The organism is Nocardia sp. NPDC001965 (genome assembly GCF_053594175.1).
The window spans coordinates 35,662-54,357 of the sequence record NZ_JBSFDZ010000009.1; the positions used below are offsets into that span (position 1 = coordinate 35,662).

Sequence of the window (18,696 nt, forward strand, 5' to 3'; positions counted from 1 at the left end):
CGTCCATGCGGACGGGCATTCTCTTCGTTCGCGGCCGGACCCGGCGGCTAACGACTGCGTTCGAGTCCCCGGGCCAGCTGTTCCTGTTCCCGGGCGCGTTGCACCACGGGTGCCTGATCCGGCCTGGTACGTACCGCTTCGCTCGGTGGGGTCGCCTGCCCCACCTCGACCAGCATCCGGGCCGCCGCCAGTTCCGGTGCGACACCGATCTTCGCGAGGTGTGCGGCCAGGGCCGCCCGCCGCTCCACCGAGTCGTAACGCACCGCGTCGGCGGCGCTGCTCGCCTGGTCGGATTTCTCGGCGAACGAGCTGATCGAGAAGCGGTCCTTCTCCAGCTGGACGCCCCGATAACCGGGATTGTCCCGATGCGGTACCGAGCTACCCGGTGGCCCGACCTCCGCCACCGACCGTGAAATGGTCTGGGCCAGGGCGAGGTTGCGCGGATCCTTGGACTTGGCGTCCCGCGCCTCGCGGATCTGCAGCTCCCGGGCCTCTTTCGCGCGGGCCTCGGTCATCTTGACCCGCATCTCGGCCTCGCGCTGACCGCGTTCCCGGGCCTTGAGTGCGACCAATGTCGCGATCTGCAACATCGTTTTCATCATGGCCGCGGTTTCCCGGCCGATGTCGTCCAGTTCCTCGGACATGGCTGCTCCCCGATACTGCGGTGTGCACTATTGGATGTTGTGGTGCCCCGGCGTAGCGGGCCGAACCGGCGGATCGGAATCCGCCGGTTCGGCCCGCGAACCGCCCGGCGAAGGTTTGCCCGGCGCGACGCGAACACCGGAAGAACCCGCGAACGGCGCCCCGGCCCGGAACTGCGGCCGATGAGCACGACTTGGTCACGCGCACTCCCTTTTTCGAGATTACCCGAGAAATGGGGGCACAGTCTTCGCAACGTTGCGCCGACCAGCATATATCGCCGGAAACCGAGGTGAGCGGAACGCGCCGGACGGCCGGGTGCCGGGGGTCAGTCGATCCGGACGGAGTTCAGCGTCACCGGCTGGGTGGGTTTGCCGTCGCCGGGACCATTGGATTCGTCCTGGCCCGCGGCGGCGATCTTGTCCAGAGTCGCCAGCCCGCCCTCGTCCACGGTGCCGAAGATCGTGTAGTTCGGCGGCAGCATCGAATCGCCGTACACGATGAAGAACTGGCTGCCGTTGGTGCCGGCCCCGGCGTTGGCCATGGCCAGCACACCGCGCCCGTAGCTGATCGGCTGCTGGAGGGCGGGATCGTTCGGTGCGTACTGATCGGTGGGGTACTCGTTGTCGAATTCGTAGCCCGGACCACCGCTGCCGGTGCCGGTCGGATCACCGCACTGCAGCACCTTCAGACCTTCACCCTGGGTGAGCCGGTGGCAGTTGGTGCCGTCGAAATACCCCTGGCCGGCCAGGCTGGCGAAGCTGTTGACCGTGCACGGCGACTCCGCGTTGTTCAGGGTCAGCCCCATCGGGCCCTGATTGCTGTCGACGCTGATGCTCAGCGAGGAGTTGCCGTCACCGGTCTGGATACCCTCGGCCCGCGGTTTCTGCACCGGTTTCGACGCGGGCTGGGCGCTGTCGCGGTAGTTGCAGTTCACACTGGCCGGTTTGGCGGCGGCCGGGGGCGGTGGCGCGGCGCCCGGCGTACTGGACAGCGAGGCGTCCGGCGTCTGTGCGGCGCTGCTCTGCGCTGATGTATCGGTGTTGTCGCCGCCGCGGGTCAGAAAGTACACCCCGGTCACCGCGGCGATCACCACGACGACTCCGAGCGCCGATCCGGCGATGGTGAGTTGCTTACGCTTGCGCGCGCGTTCGGCCCGGTTGGCGAGCTGTCGTTCCAGCTTGCGTTTCGCCGCCGCTCGGCGTTGTTCGTTGCTGGGCACTACCACGTTCCTCCCGTGCGGCGGCCGGACCCGGCAGGCCCGGCCGGTCGCGGCTGGTCTGTTGCTTCCGGGACTAGAGTCTGCCATCTCCGGCGCCCGGCGCCCGGATATCGCCCGGACCGGCCGCCCCGGGGCGGGATGCGGTGTAACCGGTTGGACTCGACCGGGCCGGGTGGGGGAAACTGGTTCACCGTGACCAAGACCAGCAGCTTCTCCGCCCCGAAGGGGGTCCCGGATTACGTTCCGCCCGGTTCGGCCGAGTTCGTCGCGGTACGCGACGGCCTGCTCCGCGCCGCCCGACTCGCCGGGTACGGGCATATCGAGCTGCCGGTCTTCGAGGACACCGAACTGTTCGCGCGTGGTGTCGGCGAATCCACCGATGTGGTGAGCAAGGAGATGTTCACCTTCTCCGATCGCAGCGAACGCAGCGTCACCCTCCGCCCGGAGGGCACCGCCGGGGTGATGCGCGCGGTGATCGAACACGGGCTGGACCGCGGCCAGCTTCCGGTGAAGCTGAGCTACGCCGGACCCTTCTTCCGCTACGAGCGGCCGCAGAAGGGCCGGTATCGGCAGCTGCAGCAGGTCGGGGTGGAGGCCATCGGCGTGGACGATCCCGCCCTGGACGCCGAGGTCATCGCGGTCGCCGACGCGGGTTTCCGAAATCTGGGTCTGACCGGGTTCCGGCTGGAGATCACCTCGCTCGGCGACGAGACCTGCCGCCCGCAGTACCGCGAGCGGTTGCAGGAATTCCTCTTCGGGCTCGACCTGGACGCGGAGACCCGGCGCCGGGCCGAGATCAACCCGCTGCGGGTGCTCGACGACAAGCGGCCCGAGGTACGGGAGATGACCGCGGCGGCGCCGCTGATGATCGATCACCTGTCCGAATCCGCGAAGACCCACTTCGACCAGGTCCTCGCGCACCTCGACGCGCTCGGGGTGCCGTATGTGCTGAATCCGCGGATGGTGCGCGGTCTGGACTACTACACCAAGACGACCTTCGAGTTCGTACACGACGGACTGGGCGCGCAGTCCGGTATCGGCGGCGGCGGCCGGTACGACGGCCTCATGGCCGAACTCGGCGGTCAGGCCCTGTCCGGAATCGGGTTCGGCCTGGGGGTGGACCGGACGGTTCTGGCGCTCGCGGCCGAGGGGGTCACGGCGGGCGATCCGGCCCGCTGCGAGGTGTTCGGCGTACCGCTGGGTGAGGCCGCCAAACAGCGCATGGTGGTGCTGGCCGGTGAGCTGCGCGCGGCAGGTGTCCGGGTGGATCTGGTCTACGGCGACCGTGGGGTGAAGGGCGGTATGAAGGCCGCCGATCGGTCGGGCGCGCGGTACACGCTGATCCTGGGCGACCGCGATCTGGCGGAGGGGACCGTCGGACTGAAGGATATGCAGACCGGCGACCAGCGCCAGGTCCCGCTGGACGAGATCGTCGCCACGCTGACGGCCTAGTTGTGCCGGATCCCCCCGCCCACGCGGTGGGCGGGGATCGCCGTCGGGGGTCGTTCGCGATGCCCGCCTCGGCGAACCCCGGCGCCTGCGCGCCCGAGGTGGTAACAGGTCCGCCGGTCGGCAACGGGCCGGATTTCGCGGGAGCGGCCGAGCCGTCCGGTCCGGTCGCCCCGCGGAACACGCACCGGACCGGCGGGGCATAGTGACCGGCGGGGCATAGTACTGTCCGGTGCGACCCATTCTCCGGACCGAAGAGCGCCTGCCGTGACCGATGCACCCACGCCCGACGCCGGACAACGCATCGGGCTGGATCTGGTGGCGCCCGAGGTGTACGCGCCGGTCCTGCGGCGGCTGGCACTCGTCGCCCTCGCTCTCGCCCTCGCAATCGGTGCGGTCACCGGCGTGGTGTTCGGTCCGTTCCCGGGTCTGGTCGCCGTCCTGGTGGTGGCCCTACCGGCCGTGGGGTACGTCGCGGTGGCCCGGCGGCGCCGACTCTGGCTGTGCGGTTCCACGATCAGTGCCCAGACCTTGACGCGGACCCGGGCACTGGATGTTCCGGCGGTCACCGGGGTGGAACTTCTCGTATATCCCGGGCGGTTGAGCAGGCTGGTTCTCCGCCTCACCGCCGGACCGGACCGGCAGCTGGTCCCGCTCGCGATGTACACCGATGCCGGGAGCGGCCGGGAGTTGCATCTGCTGGGGCTGCGGCGGCTGGCCGACGCACTCGTGCGCAGCGAGCTCCCGGCGGCTCTCGCGGTCGCCGATCTGCTGGTACACCAACTTCGCGCCGAAGCGCGCGACGCGGCGCTTTCCGAACGTCCCCTCTACCGGGCGGTGACCCTGACCCGGGCCAAGGACTACGTCACACCGATAGTCCTGACCGACGCGGAGATCGCGACCCTGTACTGACCCGGGTTCCGGCGGCGGATTTACGTTCTCCGATCCGCCGTCCGGGTCAGCCCACGGTCCAGGTCTCCGGTCCGGTGAGCAGATTCTGCAGCGAATCGCCGGTCACCGGGAACCGTTCCCGCGCCGCGGCGGTCTGGGCACGGACACCGTCGTCGTAGGTGGGCCGATCCACCGCTCGGAAGACCCCGGTGACCACATGGTCGAGGTCCTGATCGGAGAGGCGGGAGAGCGCGTAGGCGTATTCCGGGTCGTCGGTATGCGCGTCGTGGACGATGATCTCGCCCTCGGGCACATTCGCCGCAGGAACGACCGCCAGCCCGAACCCGCGCCGTACCACCGCGAATTCGTTCTCGGCGCCGAACCGTAGCGGGGCGCCGTCGCGCAATCGGATGAGCCGGGATTCGCTGTCACCGCGGCGCAGCACATCGAAGGACCCGTCGTTGAAGATGGGGCAGTCCTGCAGTATCTCCACGAACGAGGTGCCCCGGTGTTCGGCGGCCGCACGCAGCACCTCGTTCAAACCGGTACGGTCGGAATCCAGCGCCCGCGCGGCGAAGGTGGCCTCGGCCCCGAGGGCCACCGACAAGGTGTTGAACGGGTGGTCCACCGAACCCATCGGCGTCGATTTGGTCACCTTGCCCGGTTCGGAGGTGGGGGAGTACTGGCCCTTGGTCAGCCCGTAGATCCGGTTGTTGAACAGCAGGATCGTCATATTGACGTTGCGGCGCAGGGCGTGGATCAGATGGTTGCCGCCGATGGAGAGGGCGTCGCCGTCGCCGGTGACCACCCACACCGACAGATCCGGCCGGGTCACCGCCAGGCCGGTGGCGATCGCCGGGGCGCGGCCGTGGATGGAATGGATACCGTAGGCGTCGAGGTAGTAGGGGAACCGGCTCGAACAGCCGATTCCGGAGACGAACATCAGATTCTCCCGGCGCAGGCCGAGATCGGCCAGGAAACCCCGCACGGTGGCGAGGATGACGTAATCACCGCAGCCGGGGCACCAGCGTACTTCCTGGTCCGAGGTGTAGTCCTTGGCCTTCTGCGGACCGTCCGCGGTCGGTACCCCGGACAGGCCGGAGACCGGGGTGATCCCCAGCTCGGTGCCGGTCAGCGATGTTTCGACGATGGTCATACTGCGCCCCCGTTCGTACGATACGTAGCCCGGGCCCGCGCGGCGCGGGCCTTGTCGCGTTCGAGGCCGGCCAGGGTGCCGTCCAGTGCCGCGTCGATGACATCGACGAGTTCCTGGGCGGAGAACGCCGTACCGGCGACCTTGGTCCACGGCTGGACATCCACCAGGTACTTCGCCCGCAACAGCATCGCCAGCTGGCCGCCGTTCATCTCCGGCGCGACCACGGTCGGATAGCGCCGCAGCACCTCACCCAGATCGGGCGGCAGCGGATTCAGATGCCGCAGATGCACCTGCGCCACCCGCCCGCCCCGGCGCCGGACCCGTCGGCAGGCCTCACCGATCGGACCGTAGGAACTACCCCAGCCGACCATCAGCACCTCGGCCGCGCCGCCGGGATCGTCCACCTCGGCGGACGGTACCGGGATTCCGTCGATCTTGGCCTGCCGCAACCGCACCATCAGATCGTGGTTGGCCGGATCATAGGAGATATCGCCGCTACCGTCGGCCTTCTCCAGACCACCGATCCGATGGGCGCGGCCCGCGGTGCCCGGCACCGCGAGCGAGCGCGCCAGCGTTTCCGGATCGCGGGCATACGGCCGGAAATCGTCCTCGTCGGCGGTATCGAAACCCGGGTCGATCGGTTCGAGTTCGTTCACCGCCGGGATGGACCACGGCTCGGATCCGTTGGCGATCGAACCGTCGGAGAGCAGCAGCACCGGCGTCCGGTAGGTGAGGGCGATCCGCGCGGCCTCGACCGCGACGGCGAAGCAGTCGGCGGGAGAACGCGGCGCCAGGACGGCCACCGGGGATTCGCCGTTGCGCCCGAAGAGCGCCTGCAACAGATCGGCCTGCTCGGTTTTGGTGGGTAGCCCGGTTGACGGGCCACCGCGTTGCACATCCACGATCACCAGCGGCAGTTCGGTCATCACGGCCAAACCGACCGTCTCGCTCTTCAACGCCAGACCGGGGCCCGAGGTGCTGGTGACCCCCAGCGCGCCGCCGAGGGACGCTCCCAGCGCCGCGCCGATCCCGGCGATCTCGTCCTCGGCCTGGAAGGTGGTCACCCCGAAATTCTTGTGTTTGCTGAGTTCGTGCAGGATATCGGAGGCCGGGGTGATCGGATAGGTACCCAGGAACAGCGGCAGACCCGCGAGTGAACCGGCGGTGATCAGGCCGTACGCCAGTGCCGTGTTACCGGTGATCTGCCGGTAGGTGCCGGCGGGGAGAACGGCCGGGGCGATGCGGTAGGTGGTGGCGAACGCCTCGGCGGTCTCGCCGTAGTTCCAACCGGCACGGAAGGCGAGGATATTGGCCTCGGCAATATCCGGTTTCGCGGCGAACTTCTCCCGCAGGAATTTCTCGGTGCCGCCGATGGGCCGCCCGTACATCCAGGACAGCAGCCCCAGCGCGAACATGTTCTTGGCGCGTTGCCCGTCCTTCTTGCCGACCCCGGTCGATTCGGTGGCGGCCAGCGTGAGCGAGGTCATCGGCACCTGATGCACCACGAAGTCGGCGAGGCTGTCGTCGGCCAGCGGATCGGCAGCGTAGCCGACCTTGGCGAGATTGCGCTTGGTGAATTCGTCGGTGTTGACGATGACGGTGCCCCCGCGCGGCAACTCGCCCAGATCGGCCTTCAACGCGGCCGGGTTCATCGCGACCAGGACATCCGGCCGATCGCCGGCGGTGAGAATATCGTGATCGGCGATCTGGATCTGGAACGACGAGACACCCGGCAGCGTCCCCTGTGGTGCCCGGATCTCGGCGGGGAAATCGGGCTGAGTGGCGAGATCGTTGCCGAAGGCCGCCGCCTCATGGGTGAACCGGTCGCCGGTGAGTTGCATACCGTCGCCGGAATCGCCCGCGAAGCGGATGACGACGCGATCCAATTCCGCTGTGCCGGAGCTTTTTCCGGCGTCCGCGGTCTCGGGGCGGCCGATGCTGTCGTGGTGCGAAACCATATGCGTGCTTCACTTCCTCGTCGAAATGAGCTGCCGGTCGCCAACCTACCCCGGTGCGGGGTCGCCGCGCCGGAAAAGCGCGGGCCGGGTCGGCGGCGGGAGCGGAACGAGGCGCGGGTGCGTCTGTGTGTCCGGTACCTACCAGCGTAGGCGTACCTCCGCGTTCGCTGCGGCCGTGCGCTCTTTGCGTACCTCCGCGTTCGCTGCGGCGGTGCGCGTCGTGCGGACGTCCGCGTTCGCTGCGGCGGTGCACGTTGTGTGCGCCCGCGGCTTCGCTGGGGCGCCCTTTTTGTTCGCTCGGCGGCTCGGCTTCGGGCAGTTCGAAGCGGCGAAGTGGGGGCGAAGTGGGGTCAGGCGAACAGCTCGAGCTGGGGAGGGGTTCGGGGTTCGGTGGCGGGTGGAGTCCGGGGCTCGTCCGCGCGTTCCGGGAGCAGGCCGTGCCGTTCCAGCAGTGGATCGATACGTTCGCGCAACCAGCCCGCGTACTCGGGGGCGACGACCGCGCCGCGCCGGTACAGCTGCCGGTACCGGCGCAGCAGCGCCGGATGATGTTCGGCCAGCCAGCCCAGGAACCATCCCCTCGTGCTCCCGCGCAGGTGCAGCGGCAGGGCGACCGCCGACACCGCGCCCGCCCCGGCCAGCTCACCGAAGAGTTCGTCGAGCTGGGTTCGGCCGTCGGTGAGGTACGGGATCACCGGCGCCACCATGATGTTCACCGCGAATCCGGCGTCACTGCAGGCACGTACCAGATCGAGCCGGGCACGCGGGGACGGTGTGCCGGGTTCCAGGCCGTGGTGCAGTTCGGGTTCCAGCAGGGCCAGCGATATTCCGATGTGCACCGGCACCTCACGCGCGGCGAGCGTGAGCAGTGGCAGGTCCCGGTGCAGCAGGGTGCCCTTGGTGAGAATGGAGAACGGCGTCCCGGAATCGGTGAGGGCGCCGATGATTCCGGGCATCAGCCGGTATCGGCCCTCGGCTCGCTGATAGGGATCGGTGTTGGTGCCCAGTGCCACTTTCTCCCGGTGCCAGGACCGGCGGGTGAGTTCTCGGCGCAGCACCGCGGCGATATTGGTCTTCACCACGATCTGGGTGTCGAAATCGGTTCCGGCGTCGAGATCCAGGTATTCGTGCGATCCGCGCGCGAAGCAGTACCGGCAGCCGTGCGAGCATCCGCGCATGGGATTGACCGTCCACCGGAACGGCAGGTTCGATTCGTCGGGGACCTTGTTCAGGGCACTCTTGCAGAGCACCTCGTGGAAAGTGATCCCGTCGAACTCGGGAGTCTGTACGGTGCGGGCGAACCCGGCCCGGTCGAGGCCGGGCAGCGCGCCGTCGTCGGCGTCCAGGGTTTGGTTCTGCCACCGCACCGGACCAGTCGAACACGCGTTCTAAGTGCTGTCAAGCAGTCGGCGTGAAATCGGGCAGGGGGGCGTGCGGATCGGCGAAGAACGCCACCAGATCTCGCACGGTGACGTCGATCGGGCGCGGCTGATACCCGAGTTCGCGCGTGGCCTTGCCGTGGTCCACCAGTGGCGCCGAGATCAGCGCGCCGAGCGCGGCCTTCGAGACGATATCGGTGCCGAGCCGCTTACCGATCGGTTCCATCACGGGAATGAGACCCGAGACGAGCTTCGGCGAGATGGAGAATCGCGGCCCCTTCTTCCCGCCGTGCCGAGCGGCAGTCCGGCAGAGCTCCAGCATGGAGATCATCTCGCCGCCGATCAGATAATTCTCCCCGGTCCGGCCGTGTTCCCCGGCCAGGAGCAGGCCGCGCGCGACATCGCGGACATCCACGAGGTCGAAGCCGCCGTCGATCATGGCCGGAATACGGCCGCGCGCCGCATCGCGCAGCGAGCGATTGATCCGGGACAGCGGGGTCCCGTGGTCCGCCGGACCGAAAACGCCGGTGGGATTGCAGATCACCGCGTCCAGGCCGGCTTCGACGACAGTGCGCAACTCGATCTCGCCCTGCCATTTGGAACGGTCGTAGACCGGCAGGCTCGCCTCGGTGGAGCGCAGGGTCGTCTCGTCGATACTGCCCCCGCAGCTGTACTGGTCGAAGGCGTGGATCGAGCTGGCGTGCACGAACCGGCGGGCGCCGACGGCGTGTGCGGCCTCGGCGACCACCCGGACTCCCTCGGTGTTCACCCGCCAGGCCAGGTCGTGTTTGTCGGCGAGGGTGATCACCGCGACCAGGTGGTAGACGATCTCGGCCCCGTCGAGGGCCGACCGCATGGATTCGGGGTCCAGCACGTCGGCGCTCACCCAGGTGATGTTCGCCGCGCCGGGCTGCCGCGGCGCCACCCGGTCGATGGCGACGATGTCGTCGCCGCGCTCGGCGAGCAGCGGGAGCAGATTCGTACCCAGGTAGCCGGCTGCGCCGGTCACTGCGACCTTCATGGAGACGAGAATATAGAACTCGTTCTAATTTGCAACATGTTCTAGTTTTGCCGCCTCGTTGTCTCTCGTGTGCGGCCGGTCGAGTGGGCTATATTCGGGCGGCAACCATTTGGTGCCGCAAGGGGTGTGCGTCGTTGCGGCATACAAGACGTTCCACGCGGTGGCCACGATGAAGTTCACGAAGAATGAGGGGGGAGCTCGATGAGTGATGTCTCGGTAGCAACCGAAGCCCTGCGCGCGTTCGGAATCACGAATTCCGGGATCGGAACCGAGATCGCGGCGGCGGGCAATATCGACGCCGTGGCCAATGTCGCCGCACTGACACCGGTTTTCGGTTTGATCGGTGCCGACTACCTGGCCATGTTCGCTGCCGCTCAGGTGCTGCAGGCACGCGATATCAACGATCTCTCGGACAAGTATCGAAAGCTGTCGGACGCGGCCTTCACTTCCGCGCTCGGCTACGACGTGACCGACGACGGCACGGCCGGTGTGCTCGGCGCTGCCGGAGGTGCGTTGTGAAGCCGCTCGACACCACGGCGTCGGCGGGCGTGATCGCGCCCGAACTCCACGCGGTGCCGACCGCACCCGCGCGCGTTCCGGAGACCGCGGCGCCGTCGGTGCAGCCGGACCCGGGCGCCGCCATCCAGGATGTACCGCTGGCCCAGCTCCCCGCGGGTGAGCAGCCGGTGGAAGCGCCGGAGTTCGTCCTGTCCCAGCGGATCTCCGATGACGGTCCCGCGGCGACGGGAATGCCCGGCGCGGGTCTGCCGGGACTGTCCGGGCTCAGCGGAGACGCGGCCGATGCGCAGGACATTCTGTCCGGTGTGGCCGACGAAGCATCCGATCAGGCGAACCAGTTGCTCGGCGCCGTCCATCAGGCCGCGGCGCCGGTGCTGGATACCGCCGAGGGTGTGCTCGGTCAGGCGTCGAACACCGCGGCCGGTGGCGCTGCCGCGGGTGGGGGTGCCCCTGCCGCGTCGGCGGCCGGCACTCCGGCGGCCGCCGCACCGGCGCTTCCCTCCGACCCGGTCGCGGCACTGCTCGGCGGCGCCGCCCTGCCCGCCCTGCCAGGTATCGATGTGTTGTTCCAGCCGATCCGCGATCTGCTGAGCAGTTTCGGTACCGGAGTCATCGGCGCCCTGGACCCCACCGCGATCCTGAGTCAGTCCTCGGCGATCATCGAGACCGCCATGAGCGTGGGCAAGAGCAGCCTGACCGCCATGGGGCAGGCCTGGGAGAGCGACGCCTCCCAGACCGCCCAGACCGCCGGGCAGGAGGCGAACAACTCCGGCTTGCAGACGAGTCAGCGCGGTATCGATATCGCCGCCCTCACCCAGGCCGCCGCATCGGTGGTCCAGCAGGGAAACGCGCAGCTCAGCACCATCGCCGGCTCGTTCATCGGCCAGGCCGTGGCGCTCGCCCCGGTGGTGATGACCCCGCCCGCGCAGACGGCGCTCATCGCCTCGGCCACCGAACATCTGGGTCAGGCCGTGATCGTCGCCAACGCCACCCGCGGTGATCTCGCCGGCAAGACCGCCGAACTGGGCGGCATGGTGCAGAACCTGGTGGGTGTCGACGGCCAGCAGGCCGCCGAGGCCGCCCAGAACGTCGCCCAGAGCGTCGGTGAGCCGCTCATGCAGCAGGCGCAGAGTATGGCCTCCGATACCTCGGATCTCGAATCGGTCCTGGGCTCTTCGACGGACGACCCGGCCGCCACCACCCTGGCCGGGCTCGACGTAGGCAGTCCGAGCACCACACCGGGCGGCCCCGGTCTCGGCACCGGCGGCCCCGGACCGTCCACAGCATCGCCGGGCTTGCCGGGGACACCCGGCTCGCCGTCGGTACCCGGTGCCCCCGGCGCCGCACAGCCGCCGCTGGCCAATCTGCTCCGCCCGGGCGCGCTGCCCGCCGGTATGCCCGCAGCCACCACGCCCGCGTCGAGTTCCTTCATGGGTGGGTCGCCGGCCGGTGCCGCCGGACAGCGCAACAACGACGAGGAACACTCCCGCACGGTCGATCCCTACCGCAGCGCCACCGGTAACGACGATCTCACGGGGCCGCTCGGGGAATCCGCGCCCGAGGTCATCGGTGCGGTGGACCCCGACGAGGACGCCGGCTACGACAACCAGTTCTGAGCCGCCGGCACCGGTGGGTCAGCGGAACCCCACCGGATTGCTCAAGTCGGCCGCAGAATAGGTGTCGCACGCCGATACCTCGCCGGTGCGATACCCGGTGAGGAACCATTTCTGCCGCTGTTCGGAGGCGCCGTGTGTCCACGCCTCCGGGTTCACCCGGCCGCGTGCGGCCTCCTGGATCCGGTCGTCGCCGACCGCGGAGGCGGCGGACAGCGCGTCCTGGATATCGATATCGGTCAGTGGTACCAGAAGTGGTGTATCCGAACCGGGCGCCGGGGTCTTGTCGGCATAGTGGGCCCAGAGGCCCCCGTAGCAATCCGCCTGGAGTTCGGTACGCACGGCACCGGATTCCGGGCCCCGGGGATCCTGCTGGGCCCGCCCGATATCGCCGAGCAGATTCTGGATATGGTGGCCGACCTCGTGCGCCACCACGTACTCCTGCGCCAGCGGCCCGCCGCTCGCGCCGAACCGGTCCACCAGGTCCTGGAAGAACCCGATATCGAAATAGGCGGTCCGATCGGTGGGGCAGTAGAAGGGCCCCACCTCGCTGCTCGCGTAGCCACAGCCGGTGGAGATACCGCCGGTGAACAAGCGGAGCCCGGGTGCTTCGTAGGCGGTACCGGTCTGTTCGGGCAGTTCCGTCGACCAGACCGAATCCAGGCTCTGCGCGGTGAGCACGACCCGGCAGTCCACATATCTGTTGGCGTCCGCGCCGGTGCGGCAGTGCTCGGGCGTCCCCGCTGTTTCGCCCGTGCGCTGTTCCAGATCCTCGGCTCCGGTGAACTGACCGAGTACCGAACCGGGGTCGCCGCCGAGCAGCAGGGCGAGCACCAGGACGATCAATCCTCCGGCGCCACCGCCCAGGGCGAGTTTGCCGCCCCGGCCGGGGCCGCCGCCCGACGAGGCACGGCCGGGGTCGATCTGTGCTCCCTCGTTGAAGGTCATGACTGATCCCGTCTGTGAACGTGTTCGCCGCAACATGCTCGGGTGCTCGCAATATATCCGTTTACGTCCGCTCGGCGCGGCGCACTACGATGGCAACCGCATCCGGAGGCCGTCCCGGTGTACTCCGACCGTCGAAAGGAATACCGTGCTGCGCACCCACTTGGCCGGTTCATTGCGAAGTGAACAGGCGGGTCAGACCGTTACCCTCTCCGGTTGGGTGGCCCGGCGGCGCGACCACGGTGGCGTGATCTTCATCGATCTGCGCGACGCTTCCGGTGTGGCGCAGGCGGTGTTCCGTGAAGGCCCGGCAGCCGAGCAGTCGCACCGGCTGCGGGCGGAATATTGTGTGCGGATCGTCGGCGTGGTCGAACAGCGGCCCGCGGGCAACGAGAACCCGGAACTGCCGACCGGTGCGATCGAGGTCGATGTCAAGGAACTCGAGGTGCTCAACGAGAGCGCCCCGCTGCCCTTCCAACTCGACGAACAACCCGGTGAGGAAGCCCGGCTCCGGTACCGCTACCTGGACCTGCGGCGCGAGGGCCCCGCGCATGCCATCCGGCTGCGGTCCAAGGTCAACGCCGCGGCGCGCTCGGTGCTCGCCCGGCACGAGTTCGTCGAGGTCGAGACCCCGACCCTGACCCGCTCGACCCCCGAGGGTGCCCGCGACTTCCTGGTACCGGCCCGGTTGCAGCCCGGTAGCTTCTACGCCCTGCCGCAGAGCCCGCAGCTGTTCAAGCAGCTGCTCATGGTGGGCGGAATCGAGCGATACTTCCAGATCGCGCGCTGCTATCGCGACGAGGACTTCCGCGCCGACCGCCAGCCCGAGTTCACCCAGCTCGACCTGGAGATGAGCTTCGTCCGCCAAGAGGATGTCATCCTGCTGGCCGAGGATGTTCTGGTGGCGCTGTGGGAGCTCATCGGGTATCGGATTCCGACACCGATCCCGCATATGACCTATGCCGAGGCGATGCGGCGGTTCGGCAGCGACAAACCCGATCTCCGCTTCGGGGTGGAGATCACCGAATGCACCGAGTACTTCGCGAACACACCGTTCCGGGTGTTCCAGGCGCCGTACGTGGGCGCGGTCGTGATGCCGGGCGGCGCGGGCCAGCCGCGGCGCCAACTCGATGCCTGGCAGGACTGGGCCAAACAGCGAGGTGCCAAGGGCCTGGCCTATGTGCTGGTCGGTGCGGACGGCACGCTCACCGGTCCGGTGGCCAAGAACCTCACCGAGGACGAGCGCGCGGGCCTGGCCGCACATGTCGGCGCCGTGCCGGGTGACTGCGTGTTCTTCGCCGCGGGCCCGGCCAAAGCGCAGCGCGCACTGCTGGGTGCGGCACGTTCGGAGATCGCGCACCGGGTCGGACTCATCGACGAGAACGCGTGGTCGTTCGTGTGGATCGTGGACGCCCCGCTGTTCGAACCGGCCGCCGACGCGACCGCCAGCGGCGATGTGGCGCTCGGGCATTCGGCATGGACGGCCGTGCACCACGCTTTCACCTCGCCGAAACCGGAATCGCTGGACAGCTTCGACACCGATCCCGGCGCCGCGCTCGCCTACGCCTACGACATCGTCTGCAACGGCAACGAGATCGGTGGCGGCAGTATCCGTATCCATCGCAAGGACGTGCAGGAACGCGTGTTCAAGGTGATGGGCATCAGCGAAGACGAGGCGCAGGAGAAGTTCGGCTTCCTGCTCGACGCGTTCGCCTTCGGTGCGCCGCCGCACGGCGGTATCGCCTTCGGCTGGGACCGGATCGTGGCACTGCTGGCCGGGCTCGACTCGATCCGGGAAGTGATCGCGTTCCCGAAGACCGGTGGCGGTGTCGACCCGCTCACCGACGCGCCGGCCCCGATCACCGCCCAGCAGCGCAAAGAAGCGGGTCTGGATGCGGTACCGCGGCCCGCGGGCAAGGCGCCGGAGAGCAACGGCGTGGCAGCCGCCCCGGCGGCGAGTGGCGGCTCCGCCTGACGGACGCGGTGGCTCGTGGGCCGCGCACGTCCGCGACCTGTAACCGGGAGTACGTCCGGTCCCGCTATACCGGCGAGACCGGACCCCCGGTGAGCGTGCGATACGCGTAGGTCACCGCGAGCACCGCCACCGGGCCGGCCATCAGCAGGCCGAACCCGCACGCCAGCAGGCCCAACGCCGTCACCACCATCACGGTCAGTACCAGGAGCACTACCCGGACCGGATCACGCAGCACCAGCAGAAAGCTGGATTTGATGGCCTCTACCGGGCTCTGTCCCTGTTCGATCGCGAAATGCAGCGAGAACATACAGCCGATCCCCACCGCGATGCCGGGTAGCAGGCACAGCGCCGACGCGAGGGTGGTGGCCAGAAAAGCCAGCAGCGCGGTCAGGAACGCGTTCGCCATGCTGCCCAGGTAGAAGTAGGAGCCGAAACCAGGACGGTAGCCGTCGGTCTCGTAGAGGGCGCCGCGGACCATGGCGGCCTGCAACAGCCACAATCCGGTCATCACCGCGGCGAAGACGACGAGCAGCCCGAGCATCGAGTTCGGTTCCACGACCCGGACGACCAGATAGAAGACCAGGTAGATGATCAGGCCGAGCGAGGTGACCGCGACCCACGGGCCGGGGTTGCGTTTGAACTTCTCCAAGCCGTAACTGAGCGCGTGCCCGATATCGAGATTGCCGGGAATGCCGGTGCCGTACGCCTGGTATCCGTAGACCTGCGCGTTCGGGTCCGGCCCCGTGCCGGGCGGGCCGTACACCGGTTGTCCGGGGGACACGCCGGTTTCCCCGGTGCCGTGCGGCGCGGCGGCCCCGTCACCGGGCGCGGCGGTCCCGGTCGGGTCGGGGTGGTGCGGCGCGGCGGAGGTCTCCACCACGGTCGGCTGCTGGGCTGCTCCCGGTTTGCCCGCCGGTGGCGGCACTCCGGGCAGCGGGGTGTCGCTGCTCACCGCGGCGCTACCGGATTCGGTCGCCGAGACCGGGCGTCGGGGATCGGGTACCGGGGGATGTCCCCCTGTGGCGGCCGGATCGCCGGGAGAGGCCGGGGCGGAACGCGGTGTGTCGGTCACGCTGGCATACCTTTCGACGCAGCTGGTTTCCGGTGTGGCGCACAGCAGTTCAGATCGAGAAAACCCGACCCGCACAGCGGTGTCAAGCAGGGCGGTCGCGCGGCGAGCGGCGGGCCGGGGGTGGCTGGGCGACCCAGCGGACACGCCGAACGACACGGAAAGGTTGTTCAACCGCTCGCTAGAAGTGACCGAATGCGAGTAACTTGAGATGCGATGACTGCACTACTGGCCGAACGAGCCACCGAAGTCGTATCCGCAGCACAGCAGTTGCTCACAAAGCGAATGGGTGCTCCGGTGAAGCTGAGCGATCCTACCGAACTCAGCGGTAGCGGACGGACGACCGTCCTACGCGTCCGGGTCGCCGAGAACGCCTTCTCCCTACCCCGCACCCTGATCATCAAGCAGGTGCGCGGGTCGGTCTCGGACCCGAAGAACGTCACCGTCACCCCGGGCGTCGCCAGTGTCGATTCGGCCTTCCTCCGGGAAGCGGTCTCCTATCAGTTCACCACCGCGCTCCGCCGCGGCGAACGCCCCGGCGCGTATCTGATCGCGCACTCCCTGCCCGACCGGTTGCTGGTCCTCAGTGATCTGGGCGAGAACACCAAGCTCACCGATGTGCTGCGCTCCGGTGTCGAACCGGCCACCCGCAATGCCATGATGGCGTTCGCGCAGGCGCTCGGCCGGATGCATGCCGCCACCGTGGGCCGCGAACCCGATTTCGTGGCGCTGCTGCGCCGAGTCGACGTCGTGCACCGGGTCGACGGGATCGCCCAGCAGGCCGAATCCGCCGTCGCGGAGATGCCGGCCCTGCTGCGACGCGAATTGGGAATGGAGGTTCCCGACGAGGTGAGCGAACAGGTCGCGCACGGCGCGCGTCTGTTCACCGGTGGCCGGTTCCGTGCCTTCAGCCCGTCGGACCTGTGCCCGGACAATGTGATCCTGAACGAAGAGGGTGCCCGCATCCTCGACTACGAATGGGGCGGATTTCGGGACGCCACTCTCGATATCGCCTATGCACTGGTCTCCTTCCCCGGATGCCTCTGCGATATCGAACTCTCCCGCGAACGTGCTCTGCAGATGGTGGAGGCCTGGCGCGCCGAAGTGGTCGGTGTCTGGCCGGCCCTCGCCGACGACGCATTGCTCGCGGACAAGATCCTCGAAGCCCGGCTGATCTGGGTATGGCTCAGCACCTACTGGTTCCTGCCCGCCGACCACGCGCGCATTGCCTCGGCCCGGGAACACGGTCTGTCGGTTCCGCGCTCGGACGCGCTGCTCAACCGCTGGGCGGGGCTGGCCGAAGACGCGCGCTGCCTGGGCAACGACGCTGTCGGTGACTTCGCCGAGGCGGTCTGCGCCGTCCTCGACGAACACTTCAGCTGAGGGGTGACGCGGCGGGCGCGCCGCGGGTAGCGCCGGACGGCCGGTGTGCGCGCCGGACGGGTGTCGGCGGTGGGCGGTACGGTCGCTGTCATGAGTGAGGGTCTGTTCGATATGCCCGGTGCGGGGGCGGGCGCACCGGATATCGCCTTCGCGGGCGGGGCCGCACGGAACGGCGGGGCCCACGCGCCACTGGCGGTACGGATGCGGCCCGCTTCGCTCGACGAGGTCGTCGGACAGCAGCATCTGCTCGGGCCCGGGTCGCCGCTGCGGCGGCTGGTCGAGGGGTCGGGTGCGGCGTCGGTACTGCTCTACGGTCCGCCGGGTACCGGGAAGACGACGCTCGCCTCGCTGATCTCGCAGGCCACCGGGCGGCGCTTCGAGGCGCTGTCCGCGCTGTCCGCGGGGGTCAAGGAGGTGCGCGCGGTCATCGATATCTCGCGGCGGCGGTTGACGGCGGGCGAGCAGACCGTGCTGTTCATCGACGAGGTGCACCGCTTCTCCAAGACGCAGCAGGACGCGTTGCTGGCCGCGGTCGAGAATCGCATTGTGCTGCTGGTCGGCGCGACCACGGAGAACCCGTCGTTCTCCGTGGTCGCGCCGCTGTTGTCCCGGTCGCTGGTTCTGCAGTTGCATTCGCTCGGTCCGGACGATATCCGGGCGGTCCTGGAGCGGGCCGTCGCCGATCCGCGTGGGTTGGACGGGCAGTACACGGTCACCGAGGAAGCGCTCGACCATATCGTCCGGATCGCCGGCGGTGACGCGCGGCGCGCGCTCACCGCGCTGGAGGCTTCGGCGGAATCCTCGCTGGACGGGATGGTGGGCTTGGACCTGGTGGCGGCCAGTATCGACAAGGCCGCCGTCCGTTACGACCGGGCCGGGGACCAGCACTACGACGTGATCAGTGCTTTCATCAAATCCATCCGCGGATCCGATGTCGACGCGGCACTGCACTACCTGGCGCGGATGCTGACCGCGGGGGAGGACCCGCGGTTCATCGCCCGCCGCCTGATGATCCATGCCAGCGAGGACGTCGGAATGGCCGATCCGACCGCCTTGCAGACCGCCACCGCCGCGGCGCAGGTGGTGCAGCTGGTCGGATTGCCGGAGGGCAGGCTGGCGCTGGCCCAGGCCACCATCCATCTGGCCACCGCGCCGAAGTCGGGCGCGGTGGTCGCGGCCATCGGTGCGGCCATGGCCGATGTATCCGCCGGCAAGGCGGGGACGGTGCCCGCGCATCTGCGGGACGGGCACTATTCGGGGGCGGAGCGGCTCGGCAACGCCCAGGGCTACCGCTACCCGCACGACGCCCCGGACGGGGTGCTCGCCCAGCAGTACCCCCCGGACGAACTCGTGGGGGTGGACTACTATCACCCCACCGACCACGGCCACGAACGGGCGGTCGGGCCCCGGGTGGGCGCATTGCGCAGGATCGTCCGCGGTCTGCGGCCCGGAAACCCGGCTCGGTGATAATTCGGGT

Annotated in this window: 15 protein-coding genes; 7 read left to right on the plus strand and 8 right to left on the minus strand. The window is 68.9% G+C overall.

All coding sequences use genetic code 11. From position 1 onward, the window contains the following. Nucleotides 1–47: 47 nt before the first annotated feature. Nucleotides 48–644: a hypothetical protein gene (locus ACWCPQ_RS15455; RefSeq protein ID WP_449898970.1), complete on the minus strand. Its 597-nt coding sequence runs from the start codon at nt 642–644 to the stop codon at nt 48–50. 323 nt (nt 645–967) lie between these two features. After that, nucleotides 968–1,861 carry a peptidylprolyl isomerase gene (locus ACWCPQ_RS15460; RefSeq protein ID WP_449898973.1) on the minus strand — a complete coding sequence of 298 codons (894 nt, stop codon included), beginning with the start codon at nt 1,859–1,861 and terminating at the stop codon, nt 968–970. Between the two features lie 192 nt (nt 1,862–2,053). On the opposite strand from ACWCPQ_RS15460, the gene hisS reads away from it, so the two are divergent. After that, nucleotides 2,054–3,313, plus strand: a complete 1,260-nt coding sequence (hisS, locus tag ACWCPQ_RS15465; RefSeq protein ID WP_449898975.1) for a histidine--tRNA ligase — start codon at nt 2,054–2,056, stop codon at nt 3,311–3,313. A 264-nt stretch (nt 3,314–3,577) separates the two neighbouring features. After that, the gene (locus ACWCPQ_RS15470) at nt 3,578–4,222 is read left to right on the plus strand and encodes a hypothetical protein (RefSeq protein WP_449898978.1); all 645 of its coding nucleotides are present in this window, start codon (nt 3,578–3,580) and stop codon (nt 4,220–4,222) included. Nucleotides 4,223–4,268: 46 nt separating this feature from the next. Here the strand turns inward: ACWCPQ_RS15470 and ACWCPQ_RS15475 are convergent, their stop codons facing one another. The 4 genes from ACWCPQ_RS15475 to ACWCPQ_RS15490 all read right to left on the minus strand — a co-directional run bounded on the left by ACWCPQ_RS15475 (nt 4,269) and on the right by ACWCPQ_RS15490 (nt 9,715). Continuing rightward, the gene (locus ACWCPQ_RS15475; RefSeq protein WP_449898980.1) at nt 4,269–5,357 is read right to left on the minus strand and encodes a 2-oxoacid:ferredoxin oxidoreductase subunit beta; all 1,089 of its coding nucleotides are present in this window, start codon (nt 5,355–5,357) and stop codon (nt 4,269–4,271) included. Then, the gene (locus ACWCPQ_RS15480; RefSeq protein ID WP_449898983.1) at nt 5,354–7,315 is read right to left on the minus strand and encodes a 2-oxoacid:acceptor oxidoreductase subunit alpha; all 1,962 of its coding nucleotides are present in this window, start codon (nt 7,313–7,315) and stop codon (nt 5,354–5,356) included. The genes ACWCPQ_RS15475 and ACWCPQ_RS15480 overlap by 4 nt, the downstream gene beginning before the upstream one ends. A 350-nt stretch (nt 7,316–7,665) precedes the next feature. Further along, the gene (locus ACWCPQ_RS15485; protein ID WP_449898984.1) at nt 7,666–8,682 is read right to left on the minus strand and encodes an Rv2578c family radical SAM protein; all 1,017 of its coding nucleotides are present in this window, start codon (nt 8,680–8,682) and stop codon (nt 7,666–7,668) included. A gap of 31 nt (nt 8,683–8,713) precedes the next feature. Further along, complete coding sequence (locus ACWCPQ_RS15490) at nt 8,714–9,715, minus strand: NAD-dependent epimerase/dehydratase family protein (RefSeq protein ID WP_449898985.1); 1,002 nt, start codon at nt 9,713–9,715, stop codon at nt 8,714–8,716. Between the two features lie 201 nt (nt 9,716–9,916). Here ACWCPQ_RS15490 and ACWCPQ_RS15495 point away from each other — a divergent pair, with 201 nt between their 5' ends. Then, a complete protein-coding gene (locus tag ACWCPQ_RS15495; protein WP_449898987.1) occupies nt 9,917–10,234 on the plus strand; it encodes a type VII secretion target in 318 nt (105 codons plus the stop codon). After that, entirely contained in the window at nt 10,231–11,850 is a 1,620-nt protein-coding gene (locus ACWCPQ_RS15500) for a hypothetical protein (protein WP_449898989.1), read from the plus strand. Before ACWCPQ_RS15495 ends, ACWCPQ_RS15500 begins: the two co-directional genes overlap by 4 nt. An 18-nt stretch (nt 11,851–11,868) precedes the next feature. Here ACWCPQ_RS15500 and ypfJ read toward each other — a convergent pair whose 3' ends face one another. After that, nucleotides 11,869–12,795: a KPN_02809 family neutral zinc metallopeptidase gene (gene ypfJ, locus ACWCPQ_RS15505; protein WP_449898992.1), complete on the minus strand. Its 927-nt coding sequence runs from the start codon at nt 12,793–12,795 to the stop codon at nt 11,869–11,871. A 145-nt stretch (nt 12,796–12,940) separates the two neighbouring features. Between ypfJ and aspS the strand changes: the two genes are divergently transcribed. Continuing rightward, a complete protein-coding gene (aspS, locus tag ACWCPQ_RS15510) occupies nt 12,941–14,767 on the plus strand; it encodes an aspartate--tRNA ligase (protein WP_449898994.1) in 1,827 nt (608 codons plus the stop codon). A gap of 64 nt (nt 14,768–14,831) precedes the next feature. Here aspS and ACWCPQ_RS15515 read toward each other — a convergent pair whose 3' ends face one another. Next, nucleotides 14,832–15,839, minus strand: coding sequence for a hypothetical protein (locus ACWCPQ_RS15515; protein WP_449898996.1), 1,008 nt, complete (start codon nt 15,837–15,839; stop codon nt 14,832–14,834). A 213-nt stretch (nt 15,840–16,052) separates the two neighbouring features. On the opposite strand from ACWCPQ_RS15515, the gene ACWCPQ_RS15520 reads away from it, so the two are divergent. After that, nucleotides 16,053–17,219, plus strand: a complete 1,167-nt coding sequence (locus ACWCPQ_RS15520; protein ID WP_449898999.1) for a phosphotransferase family protein — start codon at nt 16,053–16,055, stop codon at nt 17,217–17,219. A 90-nt stretch (nt 17,220–17,309) separates the two neighbouring features. After that, nucleotides 17,310–18,686 carry a replication-associated recombination protein A gene (locus tag ACWCPQ_RS15525; RefSeq protein WP_449899001.1) on the plus strand — a complete coding sequence of 459 codons (1,377 nt, stop codon included), beginning with the start codon at nt 17,310–17,312 and terminating at the stop codon, nt 18,684–18,686. Nucleotides 18,687–18,696 lie beyond the last annotated feature (10 nt).